The following is a 19,087-nucleotide window of genomic DNA, read 5'->3' on the forward strand; positions in this document are numbered from 1 at the left end:
GTGGCCATGGCGACGGCCGGGCGCGGGCGCCATGGCCCGCGCGTAAAACTGGCAAGGTGTATGGTGGCGCGCCGGTCATGGCTGCGGCCCGGTCGGGATCAGGCGTTTGCGGCGGCCCGTGAGGCGCGCTTCGAGCGCGTTGACCCAGCGCGGCGCCTGGCGGTCCTCGTCCCAGCCGGAGGTGACGGCGTCCACCTGATTGAGCAGGGCTGCGGGCAGCTTCAGGGGCCGGGTCTGGTCCATCAGCAGCTTGACCGTGAACTGGTAGCCCACCACGCGGGTGACGAGGCGCGACAGGGAGAACTGGGGGCAGAACAGGCGCGCCGTGGCGTCGATCAGGCGGATCGTGCCCATCGCGACGGCGAACAGGGCGCGCGAGGGCAGCGACACGCGCTGCGTCAAGCCGAGGTCGCGCGAGGCGGCCGGGCCGCACAGGTGGCGCGTGAGCAGCACGGGGAAGGGCTTGAGGATGCGCAGCGGCAGTTCCTTTTCCATGGTCTGCATCAGGGCCGCGCCCAGCGCGGGACGGGAATCGGGCAGGAAGGGATGCGCGCGGCCGCTGGCCTGCATGCGGTTGAACAGCGCCTCGGCCTGCTCCATCGTGTCGGCCATCATGCTGCGCTCGATGCCCAGCACGTGGCCCACCACGTTCCAGGCGTGCAGGTAGGCGTGTTCATCTTCGGCCGGCAGGCCCAGGCCCAGCTTGCGCAGGGCGCGCAGGAACACGAAGCTGAAGGTGAGCAGCGTGTAGGCCAGTTCCTCCTGGTTGCACGGCAGGCCATCGCGTTCCACGTTCCAGCCGTGCGCGTACAGCGTGCCCTGCATGCTGCGCAGTTGCTCCGCCACCATGGGCAGCGGCGGCACCACGGCTGGCGCCTCGGGGCGCGCGGCGTCGGACGGATTACCGCGCAGGATGAGGTGGCGGATGGTGGCGTGGATCAGCCGCACCTTGAGCGTTTGCGCCACGCCACCGCCGCTGGCGTCGGTCAGGCCGCCGTGCATCATGACAGGGAACAGCATGGCGGCCGTGGAGCGGATGCGGTAGTCGGTGTGCTGTTCGAGCTGGCCGGCCGCGTGCAGCACGCCGGCCAGGTCGGGGATCACATAGCATTCGGGCAGGCTGGCGCAGAACAGCAGGGTGCACGAGAGCATGCTCATGTCCATGAACAGTGCTTCGGCGCGGGCGATCCTGGCCGGATCGGCCCACTCGGGCAGGCGCAGGCCGGCCTGGATGTAGTCTTCCAGCGCGGCGGCGATGGCCGGCGGCACGTGCGCGCCGGCGCGCCAGCCGGGCAGGGCGCCGTTGCTCTGCCATTGCGAGAGCTGGTCATTGACGGTGGCGATGGCTTGCCACTGGGCCGCGTTGTCGCCGTGCTTGTCCCATGGGCCCAGGATGCGGGCGATGGTGTCGTCGGCCAGCGGATCGGCGCGCAGGGTGCTGGAACGGGAGATGGTGTCGCGCATTATGCCCTCGCCGCTTGTGTGGTTGGTTGATCGGCCGGCGCGCTGGCGTGGGCCGGCCGCTGCCAGCGTTCAAAGCCGCACACGGCCACCAGCAGCGGGATGCCCATCGCGAACAGGGCGATGGTGCGGGTTTCCACCGGCGTGCCTTCGGCCACCTGGAACACCATGCTGCCGCCGTAGACCAGCAGCGGCACCAGGGCGTGGCGGCGCGCCACGGGCAGCGCGGCCACGGGGGCACGCTTGCGCAGCGTGAGGCGGAACAGGAACACGATGGTAAACGACACCAGCATCCAGCCCACGAAGCCTTGCAGGGTTTCGCCGAACCACCAGCCATCGGTCTTGGTCATGATCCAGGCCTTGATGCCATAGACCATGTAGGGATCGGCGCCCAGGTCGTAGGCCGTCACGATCATGGCCGCCAGCAGCGACATGACCAGGGTCTGGCGCAGCGCCGGCTTGCCGTCGGTGGGCGATTGCCACACGATCAGGTTGCCGATCACGTAGGCCACGTAGCACAGCGCGAACCACATGAGCGGGATGATGACGGGCACGTCGCCCAGCCGCGGGCCCAGCACGTCCGTGTAGGTATAGCTGCCGAAGAACCAGCCGTAGCTGGAACCGAGCTGCTCCGCGATCCAGCCCAGCACCACGCCGATGATGACGAAGTTGCGGGCCGCGCGCGCCCCCAGCAGGTGGATGGCGCTGCTCCAGCAGCAGGCGAACATGACGAGCGAACTGGCGATCAGCAGCCTGGTGGTGTCGCCGTAGCCGCGCGAGAGCGTCACGGCCAGGAACACGATCAACAGGACGTTGGTGAAGCGGGGCAGGTGGTGCAGGGCAGACTTCATGAGCGGTTTTTTCGGATCATAGAGTTGACGGGCGCCGCGCGCACGCGGCGGACTGGCTGCGGACTTTCAAGAACAGGTTTTCAATAAGGGGATCTTCAATAACGGTAATCGAACCGCACGGCGACGGTGCGCGGTTCGCTGGGCACCACCATGCCGAAACTGTCGATGGCGATCGGTTGCACCTTGTTTTCCAGGTTCTTGACCTGTGCCTGCACGCTCCACGGGGCGCCGCCAGGCTGGTAGCGCACGGTGGCGTCGCTGGCCGTGCGGGCCGGGATGGTGTAGCGCAGTTGCTGGGTCGGCACGCCGATGAGGTAGGCGGCGCTGCGGCGCGCCACGATGCCGGCCCGCAGCTGGCCGCCGGCCAGCAGGAAGCGGTGTTCGTAGCCGGCCGTGACGGTGTTCGACGGCGCCCGATCGAGCTTGGTGCCGGCCCACGAATGCACGCCGTCCGGCGTGTAGGACACGTAGTGTGCGTCGAGCAGGGTCAGGCCGTAGCTGATGCGGTCGTCGGCCGTGGGGTTGACCTGGCCATCGGCCTCCAGGCCCTTGACGCTGGCCACGCCGGCATTGGTCGTGACGTACTGCGGCGCGCCGTGCACGATGGCCACGCCCGACAGTTGCAGGTTGCGGTAGTCGTAGTCGAACACGGCCAGGTTCAGGCTGGCGCGCTTGTCCCAGAAGCGGGTCTTGAGGCCAGCCTCGCGGGCAGTCAGCGTTTCGGGCTGGTAGTACAGCGTGCTGGCCGGGACGGCCACGGCGGCCGGGCACGGGATGCCCAGCGCGCTGGTGCCGGCCAGGCAGCCATCGTTGAAGCCGCCCGCCTTGTAGCCGGTCGACAGCGTGGCGTAGGCGAAGGTGGTGGGCGTGACGTCATAGTCCAGGCCCAGGCGCCAGGTGTTCTTGCGGGTGTCGATGTCGGCCGCGTTGAGCAGCCTGAAGTCGGTGGCCGGATTGAAGCTTGGGCCTTGCTGGAAGTTGGTGGAGCCGATGCGCGACTTGTCGTCGGCCGTGTAGCGCACGCCGGCCGTGGCGCGCAGCCGGTCCGTCACGCGCCACGTGGCCTGGCCGAACACGGCCTTGCTGCGCGCGATGGTGGGGCCGGTGGGGAACACGTAGTACGGCGGCAGCCCGAGCAGGGTCAGGTCGCGGAAGGTGTACAGCGTGTTCGTCTCTTCGTGGAAGTAGTACAGGCCGGCCTGCGCGCTGAGCGGGCCGGCGCCATTGGTGGCTATGCGCAGCTCGTGCGAGTCCTGCGCGTTGACGCCGTCGAAATTCTGGTGCACGCCGATGGCGAAGGTCGGCTTGACGCGGTAGTAGTAGTTGAACAGGATGTGGTTGTCGAAACGGCGGTGGGCGCCCAGCCAGGTCACCGTGGCCGGGCCCAGGTTCCACGCCAGTTCGGCCGACAGGCCGGTGGTGGTCTTGTGGTCGTAGCCCTGTTCGGGACGGGTGTTGGGCGGCACGAAGCCGTTGGTCAGGCGCTGCTCGGTGCTGGCGTCGTACCAGGTGGGCTGGCCGCTGGCGATGCCGTGGTAGAAATTGGTGTCGGGGACGATGCGGTCGCTGTTGTCGTGCACCGTGCTGTGGTCGGCCCGCAGCAGCAGCGAGGCGGCGGGGCTCAGCGTGAGCCTGGCCGACAGGCGGCCCGACACGTCGTCGCGGTCCAGACCCAGCGCGTAGGGCGTGCCCTGGCCGTTGATCAGGTAGCTGTCGTGGCGGTTCGCGGCCACGGCTGCGCGCAGCGCCAGGGCGTCGTTGACGGGCACGTTGAGCATGGCGTTGACCTTGCGGCTGGCGTAGTCGCCCAGTTCCACGCCGACGGCGCCTTCCAGCTGGCGGCTGGGGGCGTTGGTGATCACGTTGATGGCGCCGGCCGTCGTGTTGCGGCCGTACAGCGTGCCTTGGGGGCCGCGCAGCACTTCGATGCGGTCCACGTCGTAGAAGCTCAGGTTCTGCTGGGTGGGGCGCGCCAGGTAGACGCCATCGACCATGAAGGCGGCCGACGGGTCGCCTTTTTCCGTGGTGTCGGCGTTGGTGACGCCGCGGATGGTGATCTTCAGCGCGGCGGCGGCGCCGTCCAGGTGCACATTGGGCAGGCGGGCGGCCAGCGCGGACGGCTGGTCCAGGCCGGCCTGGCGCAGTTGTTCGCCCGTCAGCACGGACATGGCCACCGGCGTGCGCGACTCGAGCGAGGCGGTGCGCTGTGCGGTGACGATTACTTCCTGTACCTGGCCATCGGTGTTGTCGGGCGCGGCGAGCGTGGTTTGCGCATGGGCCATGCCGTGCAGCGCGGCCGACACGGACGCGGCCAGCAGCGCCGGCTTCCAGCGCGCTTTGTCGTTGATCATGAAACCATTCCCCAGTCTGGTCGTGCTACCGCCACCCCCGGCCCGGCCATGGAATGTTAGTGTCACCACACATGTAATTATTTGATAATGATGTTGCCTGATACAGCAAGGCTTACGAGTCTAACAGGTCATGATGCTGGGCAATAGTCCCTCGCTGGGGCGCGAGTGTAAAAAGGGAGACATTCTGGCCTGTTCGGGGTGAGGGAGGCGCCATCAGCGCCACCAGGACGTGGCAGGGCGTGATAACGATGGCAAGGAAAACTGAAGATGGATGTAAAAACGGGGCCGCGAGGTCAATGTGTGCCGCTTGAACCGGCCAGGGGCGGGCCCAAGCGGAGGCACACATTGCATTGCTCTGTTATTTGCTCAGGAAGTCGCGTATGGCCGGCCCGGCCTGCATGATCTGGGTGATGCCGTCCAGATGCCCGCCGTCGCCGTGGAGCTCGAACAACTCGGCCTGCTTGCCTTGCGCGCGCAGCAGCGCCATCGCTTGCCGGCTGTAGTCGGGGAACAGCAGCAGGTCCGACTCGGCCGGGATGAACAGCACACGCGCCTTGATCCGCTGCAGGCCCTGTTGCAGGTCGGCTGCCTGGTACACGCTGAACAGCTGGTTGGCCTTGATGGTGTACAGCAGCGAATTGGCGTCCGTGCGCTTGGCGGCGGCGGCGGCGCCGGCGTTGAAGGTGGCTTCGATCGCGTACAGGTTGTCCCAGCTGTCGATCGGCTCATGGCCGGCCTGTGCGGGCTTGCGGCCGAACGTGCGGTCGGCCCAGCCGTAGTGACGCGACGACAGGCTGACCATCTTCATCGCTTCGGCCACGCCTTGCAGCGGTTCGTCCTTGCCGTAGTAGTCGCCGTGGTTCCATTTCGGATCGTTGGTGACGGCCGATGCCCACACGCTGGCCACTTCCACCGCATACGGATTGAAGGCCAGTCCGCCTGGAATCACGGGGATCGCCCGTTCCACCAGCTCGGGATAGGAGGCGGCCCATTCCATCGTCAGCATCGAGCCGCCCGAGGCGCCGATCACCGCTTGCAGGTGCTTGACGCCCAGCGCGTCCACCAGCGCCTTGTGGACGTTGACGGAGTCGCGGAAGGTCACGATGGGGAAGGTCATGCCGTACGGCTTGCCCGTGTCCGGGTCGATGCTGGCCGGGCCGGTGGTGACGACGTGCGGATCCTTCACGTTCAGGTTGACCAGGTTGTCGGCCGAGACGATGAAGTATTTGTCCGTGTCGAGCGGCTTGCCGGGGCCGATCAGGGCGTCCCAGTAGCCGGGTGCGGGGTCGGTGGCCGCGTATTTGCCGGCCGCGTGCGAGGTGCCGGAAAAGTAGTGGGGGATGAAGATGGCGTTGCTGCCGTCCGCGTTCAGGGTGCCGTAGGTTTCATAGCCGACTTGCACATGCTTGATGGTCTTGCCGCCCACCGTGGTCAGCGAGGGCAGCGTGAAGGTCTTTTTCTCCACCAGTTGGTCGTAGGACCAGGCTGGATGGACGTTGCACAGGCTGGCCACGGCCAGCGCGAATACTGCCAGGCGATTCAATGTACGCATAGGATGTCCAGAAAAAAGGGGGGGCGGGAACGGCCGGAGCCGGCCGTTCCGCGAGACTGCGCTGGCTTAGAACCAGTAGTTGATGTCGAGCGAGAACTGGCGGAAGCCTTCCCCGGTCTTCGGTGCCGAGCCGCCCAGCGCGCTGCCGCTCAGGAATGGCGAGTAGCTGCCGTTGCTGTCGTTCTTCAACTGGGTGAAGAACACGCCGATGAAGGTGTTCTTGGCAAACGCGTAGTCGTAGCCCAGGTTCAGTTGCTTGGCGCCGCTGTTATCGAGGTTGCTGGTGCTGCCGGCCTTGGTGTAGGTCAGGTAGGCGGCGTGCTTGTCCCACATGTAGCTGACGGGGATAGAGAACACGCCGCGCTTGGCGTCGCCGGTGGCGCCGGGGATGCCGTTGCGGACGTTGGTGTTGTCGTACACCAGGCCCACCTTTACGTTGGACGGGAAGGTGTAGGCGACGCCGGCGCGGTAGCCGGTCTTGTCCAGCGGGCCCAGGTAGGGCGCGGTGACGACGGCGCCTTGCACCTTGGTGTGGAACACGCTCATCGAGGCCGAAACCGGGCCTTCGTTGTAGCGCAGGCGGCCATACCAGGTGCCGCCCGATTCATAGTCCACGGCGCAACCGGCGCAACCGAAGTGGTTTTCGTCGCCGGACGCGTTCTTGGTGTAGGCCAGGCTGCCGTCGAAGCCTTTCACGGTGGGCGAGTCCCAGCGCACCACGTTTTGCGAGCGGGTGATGCCCAGCGTGGTCAGCACGCCGCCCTTGGTGCCCACCTGGCTCAGCATGTTGAAGGTGCTCAGGCCGTTGCCGTCCCAGATGCGGTACGACTCGCCGGCGCCCTTGATGCCCAGGTTGGGGATGGCCATGGTGTCGGCGTAGTACAGCGTGGACTTGCCGAAATAGACGCTGCCGAAGTCACCGGCCAGGCCGGCCCAGGTGTCGCCGTCGGCCCAGCCGGTGCCGGCACCGACGTTGGTGGTCGAGCCGGGCACCAGCGGGGTGCTGGGGCGGGTGTCGGCCGTGAAGCGGCTTTCCAGGCGGAAGATGGCCTTGACGCCGTTGCCCAGATCCGTGTTGCCGGAAATGATGACGCGCGAGGTGTTGTCGTCCACGCGCGATTCGCGTTGCACGGCGCGGCTGGTGTCCGTCACTTCGGCGCTCTTGGCGCCCACGGCGAACAGGCCGCCCAGGTTGATGACGGTGTTGCTGCCGACGTTGAACTCGGCCGCGTGGCCCAGCAGGGGAGCGGCCAGGCAGATCGCGAGCGCCATCGGTTTGAGTCGTTGTTGCATGTCTTCCTCTATCTCTTGTTGTGTTGCGGTCCAGAAAATAAGCGATGGGTGCCGGGCAGACCGGGCCGGCGCCATCGTCGCTTGCGCCAGGAAAAGGGCTGTTTTCCCTGTTCGACCATAAAATTAATTGGTCGATGAATAAATGCTAGCAGTCGCAAAAATTTACGGCAAGCTAAATCAATTGCCTGTGGTGTAACTTGAACAGAGGGCGTTGTAAGCCGCATGAATGTGTGACTTGCACAATAAAATCGCTTGCGGCACGGAGAACACGTTGATATAGTTTATTCACCGACGCATGAATAAGGTCACGAAATGGCCAACAGCAGCCATACGACGGCAGGGTGCACAGCATGTACGCACCGTCATGCGCGGGACGGCCAAGGCCGGCGATAAGAACGATATAAACAAGGAGACAAGATGACCGACGTCATCCTGGAAACCCGCAAGCTGTCCAAACAGTTCCGGGGTTTTAGCGCCGTGCAGGGCGTGGATTTGCGCGTCAAGCGCGGCCATATCCACGCGCTGATCGGCCCCAACGGCGCAGGCAAGACCACCTGCTTCAACCTGCTCACCAAGTTCCTGGTGCCTAGTTCGGGCCAGATCCTGTTCAACGGCAAGGACATCACGGCCCACCAGCCTGCGCAGATCGCCCGCATGGGCGTGATTCGCTCGTTCCAGATTTCGGCCGTGTTTCCGCACCTGACCGTGCTGCAGAACGTGCGCATCGGCCTGCAACGGAAGCTGGGCACCAGCTTCAATTTCTGGCAAAGCGAACGCAGTTTGTCCAAGCTCAACGCGCGCGCCATGGAATTGCTGGCCGAAGTGGACTTGACGGCGTTCGCCGACACCATCACGGTCGATCTGCCTTACGGCCGCAAGCGGGCGCTGGAAATCGCCACCACCCTGGCGATGGAACCGGAACTGATGCTGCTTGACGAGCCGACCCAGGGCATGGGCCATGAGGACGTGCACCGGGTGACGGAACTGATCAAGAAAGTGTCGGCCGGGCGCACCATCCTCATGGTCGAGCACAACATGAAAGTGGTGTCCGGCATCTGCGACAAGATCTCCGTCCTGCAGCGCGGCGCCATGCTGGCTGAGGGCAGCTACGCGGAAGTATCGAGCAATCCGCAAGTGATGGAAGCGTACATGGGCACGGAAGCGGCAGTGCTGGAAGGTGCGCACTGATGACGGCCGCTCTGGAAATCACCAATCTTCAAGCGTGGTACGGCGAATCCCACATCCTGCACAACGTGAACCTGGTGGTGCAGCCTGGCGAAGTGGTCACGCTGCTGGGCCGCAACGGCGCCGGGCGCACGACGACCATGCGCGCCATCATGGGCCTGACGGGCGCGCGCAAGGGTTCGATCAAGATCAATGGCGTGGAAGCGATCGGTTTGCCGACCCACAAGGTGGCGCACCTGGGCGTCGGTTATTGCCCGGAGGAGCGTGGCATCTTCTCGTCGCTGTCGACGGAAGAAAACCTGATGATGCCGCCGCAACTGGCGACGGGCGAGCAGGGCATGTCGGTGGCGGAAATCTACGCCATGTTCCCCAACCTCGAGGAACGCAAGCATAGCCAGGGCACGCGGTTGTCGGGCGGCGAGCAGCAGATGCTGGCCGTGGCCCGCATCCTGCGCACTGGTGCGCGGCTGCTGCTGCTCGATGAAATCTCCGAAGGGCTGGCGCCCGTTATCGTGCAGGGCCTGGCCCGCATGATCACCACGCTCAAGGCCAAGGGCTACACCATCGTCATGGTGGAGCAGAACTTCCGCTTCGCCGCGCCGCTGGCAGACCGCTTCTACGTGATGGAGCACGGGCAGATCGTGGAAACCTTCGTCGCCTCCGAATTAGACGCCAAGATGCCGCTGCTGACCGAGCTGCTGGGCGTGTAGTACCGGCGCAGCCGGAATCAGAACCAAACCAAAACAACAACCAATCCGAACGGAGACAATATGCAACTGAAATCTATCGCCATCGCCGCTGCGACCGTGTGCGCCATGGGCCTGTCCGGCGCCGCGCAAGCGCAGGTGTCGGGCGACACCATCAAGATCGGCTTCATTTCCGACATGTCCGGTCTGTATTCGGACATCGATGGACCGGGCGGCGCGGAAGCGATCAAGATGGCCATCGCCGACGCGGGCGTGGTAGTGGCCGGCAAAAAAGTCGAATTCATCTCGGCCGACCACCAGAACAAGGCCGACATCGCTGCCTCCAAGGCGCGCGAATGGTTCGATCAGCAAGGCGTGGATCTGCTGATCGGCGGCACCAACTCGGGCGCCAACCTGGCCATGGCCAAGGTGGCGGCCGAGAAGAAGAAAGTGTTCATTTCGATCGGCGCCGGGTCGGCCCGTTTGACCAACGAGGAATGCACCCCCTACACCGTGCACTACGCCTACGACACGGTGGCGCTGGCACGCGGCACGGGCGGCGCGCTGCTCAAGCAGGGCGGCAAGTCGTGGTTCTTTCTGACGGCCGATTACGCGTTCGGCGCCGCGCTGGAAAAGGACACGGCCGACGTGGTCAAGGCCAACGGCGGCGCGGTGCTGGGCAGTGTCAAGCACCCGCTGTCGGCGGCTGACTTCTCGTCCTTTCTGTTGCAGGCCAAGGCCTCCAAGGCGCAGATCCTGGGCCTGGCCAACGCCGGCGGCGACACCATGAACGCCATCAAGGCGGCCAATGAATTCGGCATCCTGCGCAGCATGAAGCTGGCCGGCCTGCTGGTGTCGATCAACGATGTGCATTCGCTGGGCCTGAACGTCACCCAGGGCATGTACCTGACCGACGCCTGGTACTGGGACCGCACGCCCGCCTCGCGCGAATGGGCCAAGCGCTACTTCGCCAAGATGAAAAAGGAACCGTCGATGCTGCAGGCGGCCGATTATTCCGCCGCTGCCACCTACCTGAAGGCCGTGCATGCGCTGGGTACGGACGATGGCGACAAGGTCATGGCCTACCTGAAGAAGACGCCGATCAACGACATGTTCGCCACCAACGGCGTCATCCGCCCGGACGGTCGCATGGTGCATGACATGTTCCTGATGGAGGTGAAGAAGCCATCCGAGTCCAGGTATCCATGGGATTACTACAAGATCGCCGCCACCATCCCCGGTGAGCAAGCCTATCTGACCAAGAGCGAGTCCAAGTGCGCGCTGTGGAAGTAAGCTGACATGGAAATCTTTGGTATTCCGCTGCAAGCGCTGTTGAGCCAGTTGCTGCTAGGGCTGGTCAACGGCTCGTTCTACGCCATGTTGTCGTTGGGGCTGGCGGTCATTTTCGGCTTGCTGAACGTGATTAACTTTTCCCACGGCGCCCTGTACATGATGGGCGCCTTCCTGGCCTGGATGGGCATGAGCTACCTGGGCCTGAACTACTGGGTGATGCTGGTGCTGGCGCCGCTGCTGGTGGCCGCCTTCGGCATCGTCATCGAGAAGACCATGCTGCGCTGGCTGTACAAGCTCGATCACCTGTATGGCCTGCTGCTCACCTTCGGCATCACGCTGATGGTGGAAGGCGTGTTCCGCTCGTTCTACGGCGTGTCCGGTCAGGCGTTCGAGGTGCCGGAACTGCTGGCCGGCGCCACCGACCTCGGTTTCATGGTGCTGCCCAACTACCGGGCCTGGGTGGTGGCCGCGTCGCTGGCCGTGTGCCTGGGCACGTGGTTCATGATCGAGAAGACCCGGCTTGGCGCCTACCTGCGCGCCGGCACCGAGAACCCCAAGCTGGTGGAAGCGTTCGGCGTCAACGTGCCGCTGATGGTCACGCTGACCTATGGCTTCGGCGTGGCGCTGGCCGGTTTCGCCGGCGTGCTGGCCGCGCCCATCATCCAGGTGCAGCCGCTGATGGGCTCCAACCTGATCATCGTCGTCTTCGCCGTGGTGGTCATTGGCGGCATGGGTTCCATCATGGGCTCCATCGTCACGGGGCTGGGGCTGGGCGTGATCGAGGGCTTGACCAAGGTGTTCTATCCCGAATTCTCGTCCACCGTCGTGTTCCTCGTGATGATCGTCGTGCTGTTGTTGCGTCCCGCCGGCCTGTTCGGCAAAGAGAAATAAGAGGTCTGCCATGAACAAGAATCTGGGCTACGCCATCGCGCTGGCCGTCGCACTGGCCGCGCCGCTGGCCGGTTATCCACCATTCCTGGCCAAGCTGCTGTGCTTCGCGCTGTTCGCCTGCGCCTTCAACCTGTTGATCGGCTTTACAGGCTTGCTGTCGTTCGGCCATGCGGCCTTCTTCGGCGCGGCCGGCTACGTGGCCGGCAATGCGCTCAAGGTGTGGGGCTGGCCCACGGAGCTGGGCCTGTTGGCCGGCGCCGGCGCGGCGGCGATGATCGGCCTCGTGATGGGCGCGCTGGCCATCCGTCGGCAGGGCATCTACTTTTCGATGATCACGCTGGCCTTGGCCCAACTGGTGTTCTTCGGCGCCTTGCGGGCCGGTGAGCTGACGGGCGGCGAGGATGGCTTGCAAGGCATCCCGCGCGGCAGGCTGCTGGGCATGTTCGACCTGGCCAACGACACCACCTTGTACTACTTCGTGCTGGCCGTGTGCGTGGCCGGCTTCGCGCTGATCGTGCGCACTGTCCATTCGCCGTTCGGGCAGGTGCTCAAGGCCATCAAGGAAAACGAGCCGCGCGCCGTCTCGCTGGGCTACGACGTGGCCCGCTACAAGCTGCTGGCGTTCGTGCTGTCGTCCGCGCTGGCGGGGCTGGCCGGCGCCACCAACGCGCTGGTGCAGGGCTTTGAAACGCTGACTGACGTCCACTGGTCCATGTCCGGCCTGGTGATCCTGATGACGTTGGTGGGCGGCATGGGCACCCAGGCCGGCCCGCTTTTAGGCGCCATGCTCATCATCGCACTGGAAAACAAGCTCGGTGACGTGGGCACGCTGCTGGCCGGCCACACCGGCATCGACTGGTTCAACAGCCTTGGCGAGGCTGTGGGCATGGTGACGGGTCTGATTTTCGTCGCCTGCGTGTTGTTGTCCCGGCGTGGCATCGTCGGCGAGCTGGCTGCTCGCTGGGGTGCGCGGCCGTCTCCATCTTCTTCAAATTAATGAAAGAGCATATGAAAACGATCTTGAAAAATATCCTGTTCGCTTGCTGCCTGGCCGCCTTCGTTCCTGTCGCCGGTGCGGCGCAGCGGGGTACGGCGGAGGAAGCGTCTGCCCTGGTCAAGCAGGCCATCGCCTACCAGAAGAAGAATGGCGTGGACAAGACGCTGGCCGAGGTGAGCAACCAGCAGGGCCAGTTCGTGGACCGCGACCTGTACCTGAGCGTGTACGACCTTAATGGCAAGGTGGTGGCGCACGGCGCCAACAAGCGCATCATCGGCATCGACGCCTCGCAGGTACGTGACGCCGACAACAAGTATTTCGTGCGCGAGATCCTCGCCAAGGCGGCCAGCGCCGGGCAGGGCTGGGTGGACTACAAGTGGGTGGACCCGGTGAGCAAGAAGATCGAGGACAAGTCGGCCTACTTCGAAAAGAGCGGCGAGCTGGTATTCGCCGCTGGCTATTACAAGCAATAAGGCAGAGCTGTCAGCGCCGCCCCAGGCACACTGCCTTGATGCCCGCCGTGCTGTAGGCGATCAGGCGCGGGGTGGCGGCGGCGATGTCGGCCGAGTAGCACAGGCCGCCGGACAGGCGGTCCAGCCGGCCCGTGTCCGACAGCGTCAGCGTCAGCGAGCCAGTGAGCATGTGGTAGCTCCAGAACAGGTCTTCCTTGCGCGCGGCCGGCAGGATGCGGTGCAGCGCCTCGATGAAGTGCAGCACCACCGGATCGAAATAACGGGTCATGGTGTCGGTGCCGAAGTCGCGCGTGTTGTTCATCTGGGCCGCCAGCGCGAAGTAGTTGCGCCAGCCGCGGTCGCGGTGCCGTTCCAGGTTCAGCAGCGGCATCAGGAACGCCGTCACCAGGCCTTCCACGGTCATGGCGTCGCCGTGTTCCTGCTGGTAGCGCTGCATCGCCTCCATGCGCTCGCGGTTGATGACTTCGGCCCGGCGCAGGAACACGGCGTCGAACAGGCCCTGCTTGGTGCGGAAATAGTAGTGCGCCAAGGCCGCGTCGACGTTCGCGTGGGTGGCCACGGCGCGCACGGTGACGCCGTAGAAACCGTGCATGGCGAACAGCTCTTCGGCCGCGTCGAGGATGCGGCTGGCCGTCTCGGGATTCCCTTCCGTCTTGTTCTTGCGCGGCCGGCCCACGCCCGTCGCGGGGCGATGTTGGGTGTCGGCGTCGCTGCCGTTGTGGTTGACGTTCGGGGAGTCGGTTTTCATCAGTGTTGGTGGTGAAAGAAGTGGTCTCAATTTTACATGAAGCACCCCGTTTGCACAGGCGCGGGATGCATGCCGGAACAGGAGAAATGATGGATTTGACGAATAAAGTGATCGTGGTGACGGGCGGTGCGCAAGGCATCGGCCTGGCCATCAGCGAGCGTTGCGCGGCCCAAGGCGCGGCCGTGGCCGTGTGGGACGTGCGGGCCGACGCGGTGGCGGCCGCGGTGGAGCGCTTGCGCGCGACGGGCGTGCGCGTGGCCGGCTGCGTGGTGGACGTGGCCGATGGCGCTTCCGTACAGGCGGCGCAGGCGGCCACGCTGGAAGCGCTGGGCCGCATCGATGGCCTGGTCAACAACGCGGGCGTGGTGGCCGACGCCCAGTTGATCAAGATGAGCGAGGCCCAGTGGGACCGCGTGATCGATATCAATTTGAAGGGCGTGTTCAACTGCACGCGCGCGTGCGTGGCGGCGCTGATCGCGCATGGCGGCGCCATCGTCAACATCTCGTCCATCGTGGGCCTGAGCGGCAATTTCGGGCAGACCAATTACGCGGCCGCCAAGGCCGGTGTGCTGGCCATGACGAAGACCTGGGCCCGCGAGCTGGGCCCGAAAGGCGTGCGCAGTAACGCCGTCTGCCCTGGCTTCATCGCCACCACCATCGTGAAGGACATTCCACCGGCAGCCATGGAGGACATGGTGGCGCGGATTCCCCAGCGGCGCACGGGGCAGCCGGCCGAGATCGCGGCGGCTGTCGTGTTCCTGCTGTCGGCCGAGGCCAGCTACGTCAACGGCGCCACGCTGGAAGTGAGTGGTGGTTTAAGCCTGTAGGCGCTCGTCTTCAAATTAATTGACTACTCAAGGAGTTTTGCGCATGCATACCCAACCCTGGCTCGCCACCTACCGCGAGTACGGTATCCCCGAACAAATCGACACGGCCGGCTGTGACAATGTGGTGCAGTTGCTGGAAGGCGCGATGCGGCGCCACGGGCCGCGTCCCGCGTTCCACGCTTACGGCCACACGCTCAGCTATGCGGACGTGGACCGCCTGTCCGGCGCGTTCGCCGCCTGGCTTCAGCATGCACTGGGCGTGCGCAAGGGCGACCGCGTGGCGCTGATGCTGCCCAACGTGCTGGCGTTCCCGCTGGCCTGTCTGGGCCTGGTGCGGGCAGGCGCCGTGCAGGTCAACGTCAATCCCATGTACACGGCGCGTGAACTGGCGCACCAGCTCAACGACGCCGGCTGCGAAATCATCATCGTGTTTGACGGCGCCACGGCCACGCTGGCCGACGCGCTGGCCCACACGGCCATCAAGACCGTGGTGACTGTGGGCCTGACCGATGGCGCGCCATCAGCCGACGCCACACCGGCCGTGGACGCGCGCCTGGGCCACACGCACCGCTTCACGGATGCGCTGCGGGCCGGCGCCGCGCTGGAACGGCTGCCCGTGGCGCTGGGGCCGGACGACCTGCTGTTCCTGCAGTACACGGGCGGCACCACGGGACTGTCCAAGGGCGCGGCCCTGTCGCACGGGAACCTGGTGGCCAACACGGCGCAGTTCCGGGCTCAGATGACAGGCACGCTGAAGGAGGGCGAGGAAGTGGTGGTGACGGCGATCCCGCTGTACCACATCTTCGCGCTGATGGTGAACTTCATCACCTGCTTCTCGGTGGGGGCGCAGAACTGGCTGGTGGCCAATCCACGCGACATGGATGAGATGATCGATATCCTCAAGCAGTCGCACCTGACCATCTTCAGCGGTGTGAACACCCTGTACGGCGGGTTGGCGCGCCATCCGCGCATCGGCGAAGTGGATTTCTCGCGGCTGCGGCTGGCCGTGGGCGGCGGTGCGCCCGTGCTGCAAGCGACGTCGGACCAGTGGCAGGCGTTGACGGGGCGGCCCATCTGCCAGGGCTATGGCTTGTCGGAGACTTCGCCCGTGGTGTCGTTCAATCCGCTGGCCATGGCCGACTTCAACGGCACCACCGGCTTGCCGGTGCCGGGCACGGACGTGCAGTTGCGCGATGACGATGGCGCGCCCGTGGCGCCGGGCGAGGCGGGCGAGATTTGCGTCAAGGGTCCGCAGGTGATGGGCGGCTACTGGCAACAGCCGGAAGCCAACGCCGCCGCGTTCACCGAGGATGGCTACTTCCGCACCGGCGACATGGGCAGCTTCGACGCGCGCGGCCTGCTGCGCATCGTCGACCGCAAGAAGGATATGGTGCTGGTATCGGGCTTTAATGTGTTCCCCGGCGAGATCGAGGCGGTGGCGGCGGGGCTGGCCGGGGTGGCCGAATGTGCTTGCATCGGCGTGCCGGACGAGCGCACGGGCGAGGCGGTCAAGCTGTTCGTGGTGGCCGTGCCGGGCATGCAGTTGAGCGCAGAGGCCGTGATCGCCCATTGCCGCACCCAGCTCACGGCCTACAAGGTACCCCGGATGGTGCAGTTCGTGGACGCGCTGCCCAAGTCGAACGTGGGCAAGATCCTGCGCCGCGCCTTGCGCGCGTAAGGCGGGGGCATGGGCATGGGCATGGGCGCGGGCGCCTTGCCGGACGCGGTGCGCCGGTCAGGCCGTGGCCTGATAGCGCCCGTCGCGGAACACGGTGGTGCCGGGCGCCGTGGCCGCGATCCCATGCAGCCGTTCCAGCACCAGGCGTGCCGCCGGCGACAGCGTGCGCCCGGCCAGCTGCACGGCGCCGATTTCCGCATACAAGGGCGGCAGGCCCGGAAAGTCGAGCGGCGCCAGTGTGCCGCTCGCGATCTCGTTCGCCACCGCCGCTTCCGTCGCCAGCAGGATCACGTCATCGTCCAGCGTCACCTCGCGCAGGATGTGCATGTTGTCGCATTCGAACATCACCGGCAGCGGCGCATCGGGCGCCAGTCCCAGTACCTGCCGGAATAGCACCTTCATGGCCACCGGCAGCAGCAGCGAGGCGAAGCCGTAGGGCAGGGTGTCGGCCAGCGTGCGTGCGGGGCGGGCCAGCAAGGGGTGCCCGGCGCGGACCATGAAGCGGCCGTGCTGGCGGCAGATGGGCGTGATCGTCAGGTCGGGATCGGGCAGGATGTCGCGCGCATCGGCGATAAAGAACTCGATCTGTTCGGCTTTCAGGTTCACCAGCAGGTTGCGCCAGTTGTTGCTCGATACTCGCATGGCCAGGCCGTGGCGGGTCTGCCGCACATGGCGCACCAGCTGCGGCAGCATGGAGGCGGTGGGTAGCGGTCCCACGCCGAACGCCACCTGGCCCATTGCCGCATCGCGGATCAGCCCCATGTCGCGCTCCAGGTTACGCATCTGGAACGTCAGCTTGCGGGCCCGCTCCATGAATACGGCGCCGGCCGTGGTCAGCTTGACGTTGCGGTTGTCGCGGTCGAACAGGGGCAAGCCCAATTCTTCCTCCAGCGTCTGGATGCTGCGGCTCAGCGCGGGCTGCGACAGGTGCACGCGCTCGGCCGCGCGGGCGAAATTGAGTTCTTCGGCCAGGGCGATGGCGTGGCGTAGCCGTTTGAGGTCCATGATCGTGTCCAATTCATGCAGTGAATGCATTATAACGATCAAAATGATGCATTGGACAGCAAAAATCGTCCCCCCTACACTGGTTTCCAACTTGACGCTGGGCAAATACATAAGAACTGGCGCAATAACGGAGACTGGAATGGACAAACAATATTTCGACTACGTCATCGTCGGCGCGGGCTCGGCCGGCTGTGTGCTGGCGGCGCGCCTGACGCAAGACCCCAACGTGACGGTGTGCCTGCTCGAGGCGGGCGGCCCGGACAGCAGCGTGTTGATCCACGCGCCGGCCGGGTTGGTGGCCATGGTGCCGACCAGGATCAACAACTACGCTTACCAGACGGTGCCCCAGCCGGCCCTGAACGGCCGCTGTGGCTACCAGCCGCGCGGCAAGACGCTGGGCGGCAGCAGCTCCATCAATGCCATGCTGTACGTGCGCGGCCACCGCTGGGATTACGACCACTGGCAATCGCTGGGCAACCCCGGCTGGTCGTACGACGACGTGCTGCCGTTGTTCAAGCAGGCCGAGAACCACGAGCTGGGCGACGGCTTCGACGACTGGCACGGCCGCGGCGGCCCGCTCAACGTGTGCTACCCGCGCCACGCCAGCCCGCTCAACCAGATGTTCATCGACGCCGCCGCGACCCAGGGCATCGCCTACACGGCCGACTACAACGGCGCCGAACAGGATGGCGCTTTCATGTACCAGGCCACCCACCGCGACGGCGAGCGTTGCAGCGCCGCCAAGGGTTACCTGACGCCCAACCTGTCGCGTCCCAACCTGACCGTGATCACGCACGCCGTCTCCTCGCGCATCGTGTGCGAGGGCCGCAGCGCCAGGGGCGTGGCCTATATCCGCGGCAACGTGCAGTATGAAGCCCACGCGCGGCGCGAAGTGATCGTTTCGGCCGGCGCTTTCGGTTCGCCGCAGTTGCTGATGTTGTCCGGTATCGGCCCCGGCGCCCACTGCGCCGCGCACGATATCCCGGTCGTACACGACCTGCCCGGCGTGGGCCGCAACCTGCAGGACCATATCGATTACGTGCAGGGCTGGCGTTTGCCCAGCGATACGGAGAGCTTCGGCGTGTCGCTGCGCGGCACGGCCAGGCTGGCGGCAGCCATGCTGGAATGGCGGCGCCACCGCAAGGGCATGGTGGCCAGCATGATTGCCGAGGCGGGCGCCTTCTTCCGCTCCAGCCCGGACCTGCCGGCGCCGGATCTGCAACTGGTGTTCGTGCTGGCCATGGTGGACGACCACGCCCGCAAGGCCCACCTGGGCCACGGCATGTCGTGCCACGTGGACGTGCTGCGTCCCTACAGCCGCGGCACCGTCACCTTGCAGGACAAGGATCCGCGCACGGCGCCGGTGATCGATCCGCGCTTCCTGTCCGATGCGCGCGACCTGGAAGTGCTGGTCAAGGGCGCCAAGGTGCAGCAGGCTATCATGGAGTCGGCCCCGTTCGACGCCGTGCGCGGCGAGATGCTGTACCCGGTGGCCGCCGGCGACACGGCGGCGCTGATCGCCGACATCCGCGCCCGCGCCGACACCCAGTACCACCCCGTAGGCACCTGCAAGATGGGGCCGGCCGACGATCTCATGGCCGTGGTGGACGCGCGCCTGCGGGTGCGCGGCATGAGCGGCCTGCGCGTAGTGGACGCCTCCATCATGCCCACCGTCGTTGGCGGCAACACCAATGCCCCCACCATCATGATCGCGGAAAAAGCGGCCCAGATGATCCTGGCCGACGCGCGCCATACCCAGGCAGCCTGATACCACCCCAACCAAAGGAAGACTCACC

The 19,087-nt window shown here is 65.7% G+C and carries 16 protein-coding genes; 9 read left to right on the plus strand and 7 right to left on the minus strand.

What is annotated here, in order from left to right; all coding sequences use genetic code 11:
* Positions 1-75: 75 nt before the first annotated feature.
* The 5 genes from H3H36_RS00185 to H3H36_RS00205 form a co-directional block, all read right to left on the minus strand.
* Positions 76-1,464, minus strand: a complete 1,389-nt coding sequence (locus H3H36_RS00185; RefSeq protein WP_182212964.1) for an oxygenase MpaB family protein — start codon at positions 1,462-1,464, stop codon at positions 76-78.
* The gene (locus tag H3H36_RS00190) at positions 1,464-2,312 is read right to left on the minus strand and encodes a carotenoid biosynthesis protein (RefSeq protein ID WP_182212965.1); all 849 of its coding nucleotides are present in this window, start codon (positions 2,310-2,312) and stop codon (positions 1,464-1,466) included. The genes H3H36_RS00185 and H3H36_RS00190 overlap by 1 nt, the downstream gene beginning before the upstream one ends.
* Before the next feature lie 95 nt (positions 2,313-2,407).
* Positions 2,408-4,663: a TonB-dependent receptor gene (locus H3H36_RS00195; RefSeq protein ID WP_182212966.1), complete on the minus strand. Its 2,256-nt coding sequence runs from the start codon at positions 4,661-4,663 to the stop codon at positions 2,408-2,410.
* Between the two features lie 358 nt (positions 4,664-5,021).
* The gene (locus tag H3H36_RS00200) at positions 5,022-6,215 is read right to left on the minus strand and encodes an E22 family MetX-like putative esterase (RefSeq protein WP_182212967.1); all 1,194 of its coding nucleotides are present in this window, start codon (positions 6,213-6,215) and stop codon (positions 5,022-5,024) included.
* 66 nt (positions 6,216-6,281) lie between these two features.
* Positions 6,282-7,508, minus strand: coding sequence for a porin (locus H3H36_RS00205; protein ID WP_182212968.1), 1,227 nt, complete (start codon positions 7,506-7,508; stop codon positions 6,282-6,284).
* A 417-nt stretch (positions 7,509-7,925) separates the two neighbouring features.
* On the opposite strand from H3H36_RS00205, the gene H3H36_RS00210 reads away from it, so the two are divergent.
* Genes H3H36_RS00210 through H3H36_RS00235 form a run of 6 tightly spaced genes read left to right on the plus strand, consistent with a single transcriptional unit; the run spans position 7,926 to position 13,033 of the window.
* Entirely contained in the window at positions 7,926-8,696 is a 771-nt protein-coding gene (locus tag H3H36_RS00210; RefSeq protein WP_182212969.1) for an ABC transporter ATP-binding protein, read from the plus strand.
* The gene (locus H3H36_RS00215) at positions 8,696-9,403 is read left to right on the plus strand and encodes an ABC transporter ATP-binding protein (RefSeq protein WP_182212970.1); all 708 of its coding nucleotides are present in this window, start codon (positions 8,696-8,698) and stop codon (positions 9,401-9,403) included. Before H3H36_RS00210 ends, H3H36_RS00215 begins: the two co-directional genes overlap by 1 nt.
* A gap of 60 nt (positions 9,404-9,463) precedes the next feature.
* Entirely contained in the window at positions 9,464-10,672 is a 1,209-nt protein-coding gene (locus tag H3H36_RS00220; RefSeq protein WP_182212971.1) for an ABC transporter substrate-binding protein, read from the plus strand.
* A 6-nt stretch (positions 10,673-10,678) separates the two neighbouring features.
* Positions 10,679-11,563, plus strand: coding sequence for a branched-chain amino acid ABC transporter permease (locus tag H3H36_RS00225; RefSeq protein WP_182212972.1), 885 nt, complete (start codon positions 10,679-10,681; stop codon positions 11,561-11,563).
* A 10-nt stretch (positions 11,564-11,573) separates the two neighbouring features.
* Positions 11,574-12,560 carry a branched-chain amino acid ABC transporter permease gene (locus H3H36_RS00230; protein ID WP_182212973.1) on the plus strand — a complete coding sequence of 329 codons (987 nt, stop codon included), beginning with the start codon at positions 11,574-11,576 and terminating at the stop codon, positions 12,558-12,560.
* A gap of 11 nt (positions 12,561-12,571) precedes the next feature.
* The gene (locus tag H3H36_RS00235) at positions 12,572-13,033 is read left to right on the plus strand and encodes a cache domain-containing protein (protein ID WP_182212974.1); all 462 of its coding nucleotides are present in this window, start codon (positions 12,572-12,574) and stop codon (positions 13,031-13,033) included.
* 10 nt (positions 13,034-13,043) lie between these two features.
* On the opposite strand, the gene H3H36_RS00240 is transcribed toward H3H36_RS00235, so the two are convergent.
* Positions 13,044-13,781 (minus strand): TetR/AcrR family transcriptional regulator, encoded by a 738-nt coding sequence (locus tag H3H36_RS00240; protein ID WP_182212975.1) that lies wholly within the window; start codon positions 13,779-13,781, stop codon positions 13,044-13,046.
* A gap of 89 nt (positions 13,782-13,870) precedes the next feature.
* Here H3H36_RS00240 and fabG point away from each other — a divergent pair, with 89 nt between their 5' ends.
* Together fabG and H3H36_RS00250 are read left to right on the plus strand one after the other, a co-directional pair.
* Positions 13,871-14,608, plus strand: a complete 738-nt coding sequence (gene fabG, locus H3H36_RS00245; RefSeq protein ID WP_182212976.1) for a 3-oxoacyl-ACP reductase FabG — start codon at positions 13,871-13,873, stop codon at positions 14,606-14,608.
* Positions 14,609-14,651: 43 nt separating this feature from the next.
* Positions 14,652-16,286: an AMP-binding protein gene (locus H3H36_RS00250; protein ID WP_182212977.1), complete on the plus strand. Its 1,635-nt coding sequence runs from the start codon at positions 14,652-14,654 to the stop codon at positions 16,284-16,286.
* A 57-nt stretch (positions 16,287-16,343) separates the two neighbouring features.
* Here the strand turns inward: H3H36_RS00250 and H3H36_RS00255 are convergent, their stop codons facing one another.
* A complete protein-coding gene (locus H3H36_RS00255) occupies positions 16,344-17,291 on the minus strand; it encodes a LysR family transcriptional regulator (RefSeq protein WP_182212978.1) in 948 nt (315 codons plus the stop codon).
* Positions 17,292-17,430: 139 nt separating this feature from the next.
* On the opposite strand from H3H36_RS00255, the gene H3H36_RS00260 reads away from it, so the two are divergent.
* On the plus strand, positions 17,431-19,059 hold the full coding sequence (locus H3H36_RS00260; RefSeq protein WP_182212979.1) for a GMC family oxidoreductase: 1,629 nt from the start codon (positions 17,431-17,433) through the stop codon (positions 19,057-19,059).
* Positions 19,060-19,087: the final 28 nt, after the last annotated feature.

The organism is Rugamonas fusca (assembly GCF_014042365.1).
GTDB classification, from domain to species: domain Bacteria; phylum Pseudomonadota; class Gammaproteobacteria; order Burkholderiales; family Burkholderiaceae_D; genus Rugamonas; species Rugamonas fusca.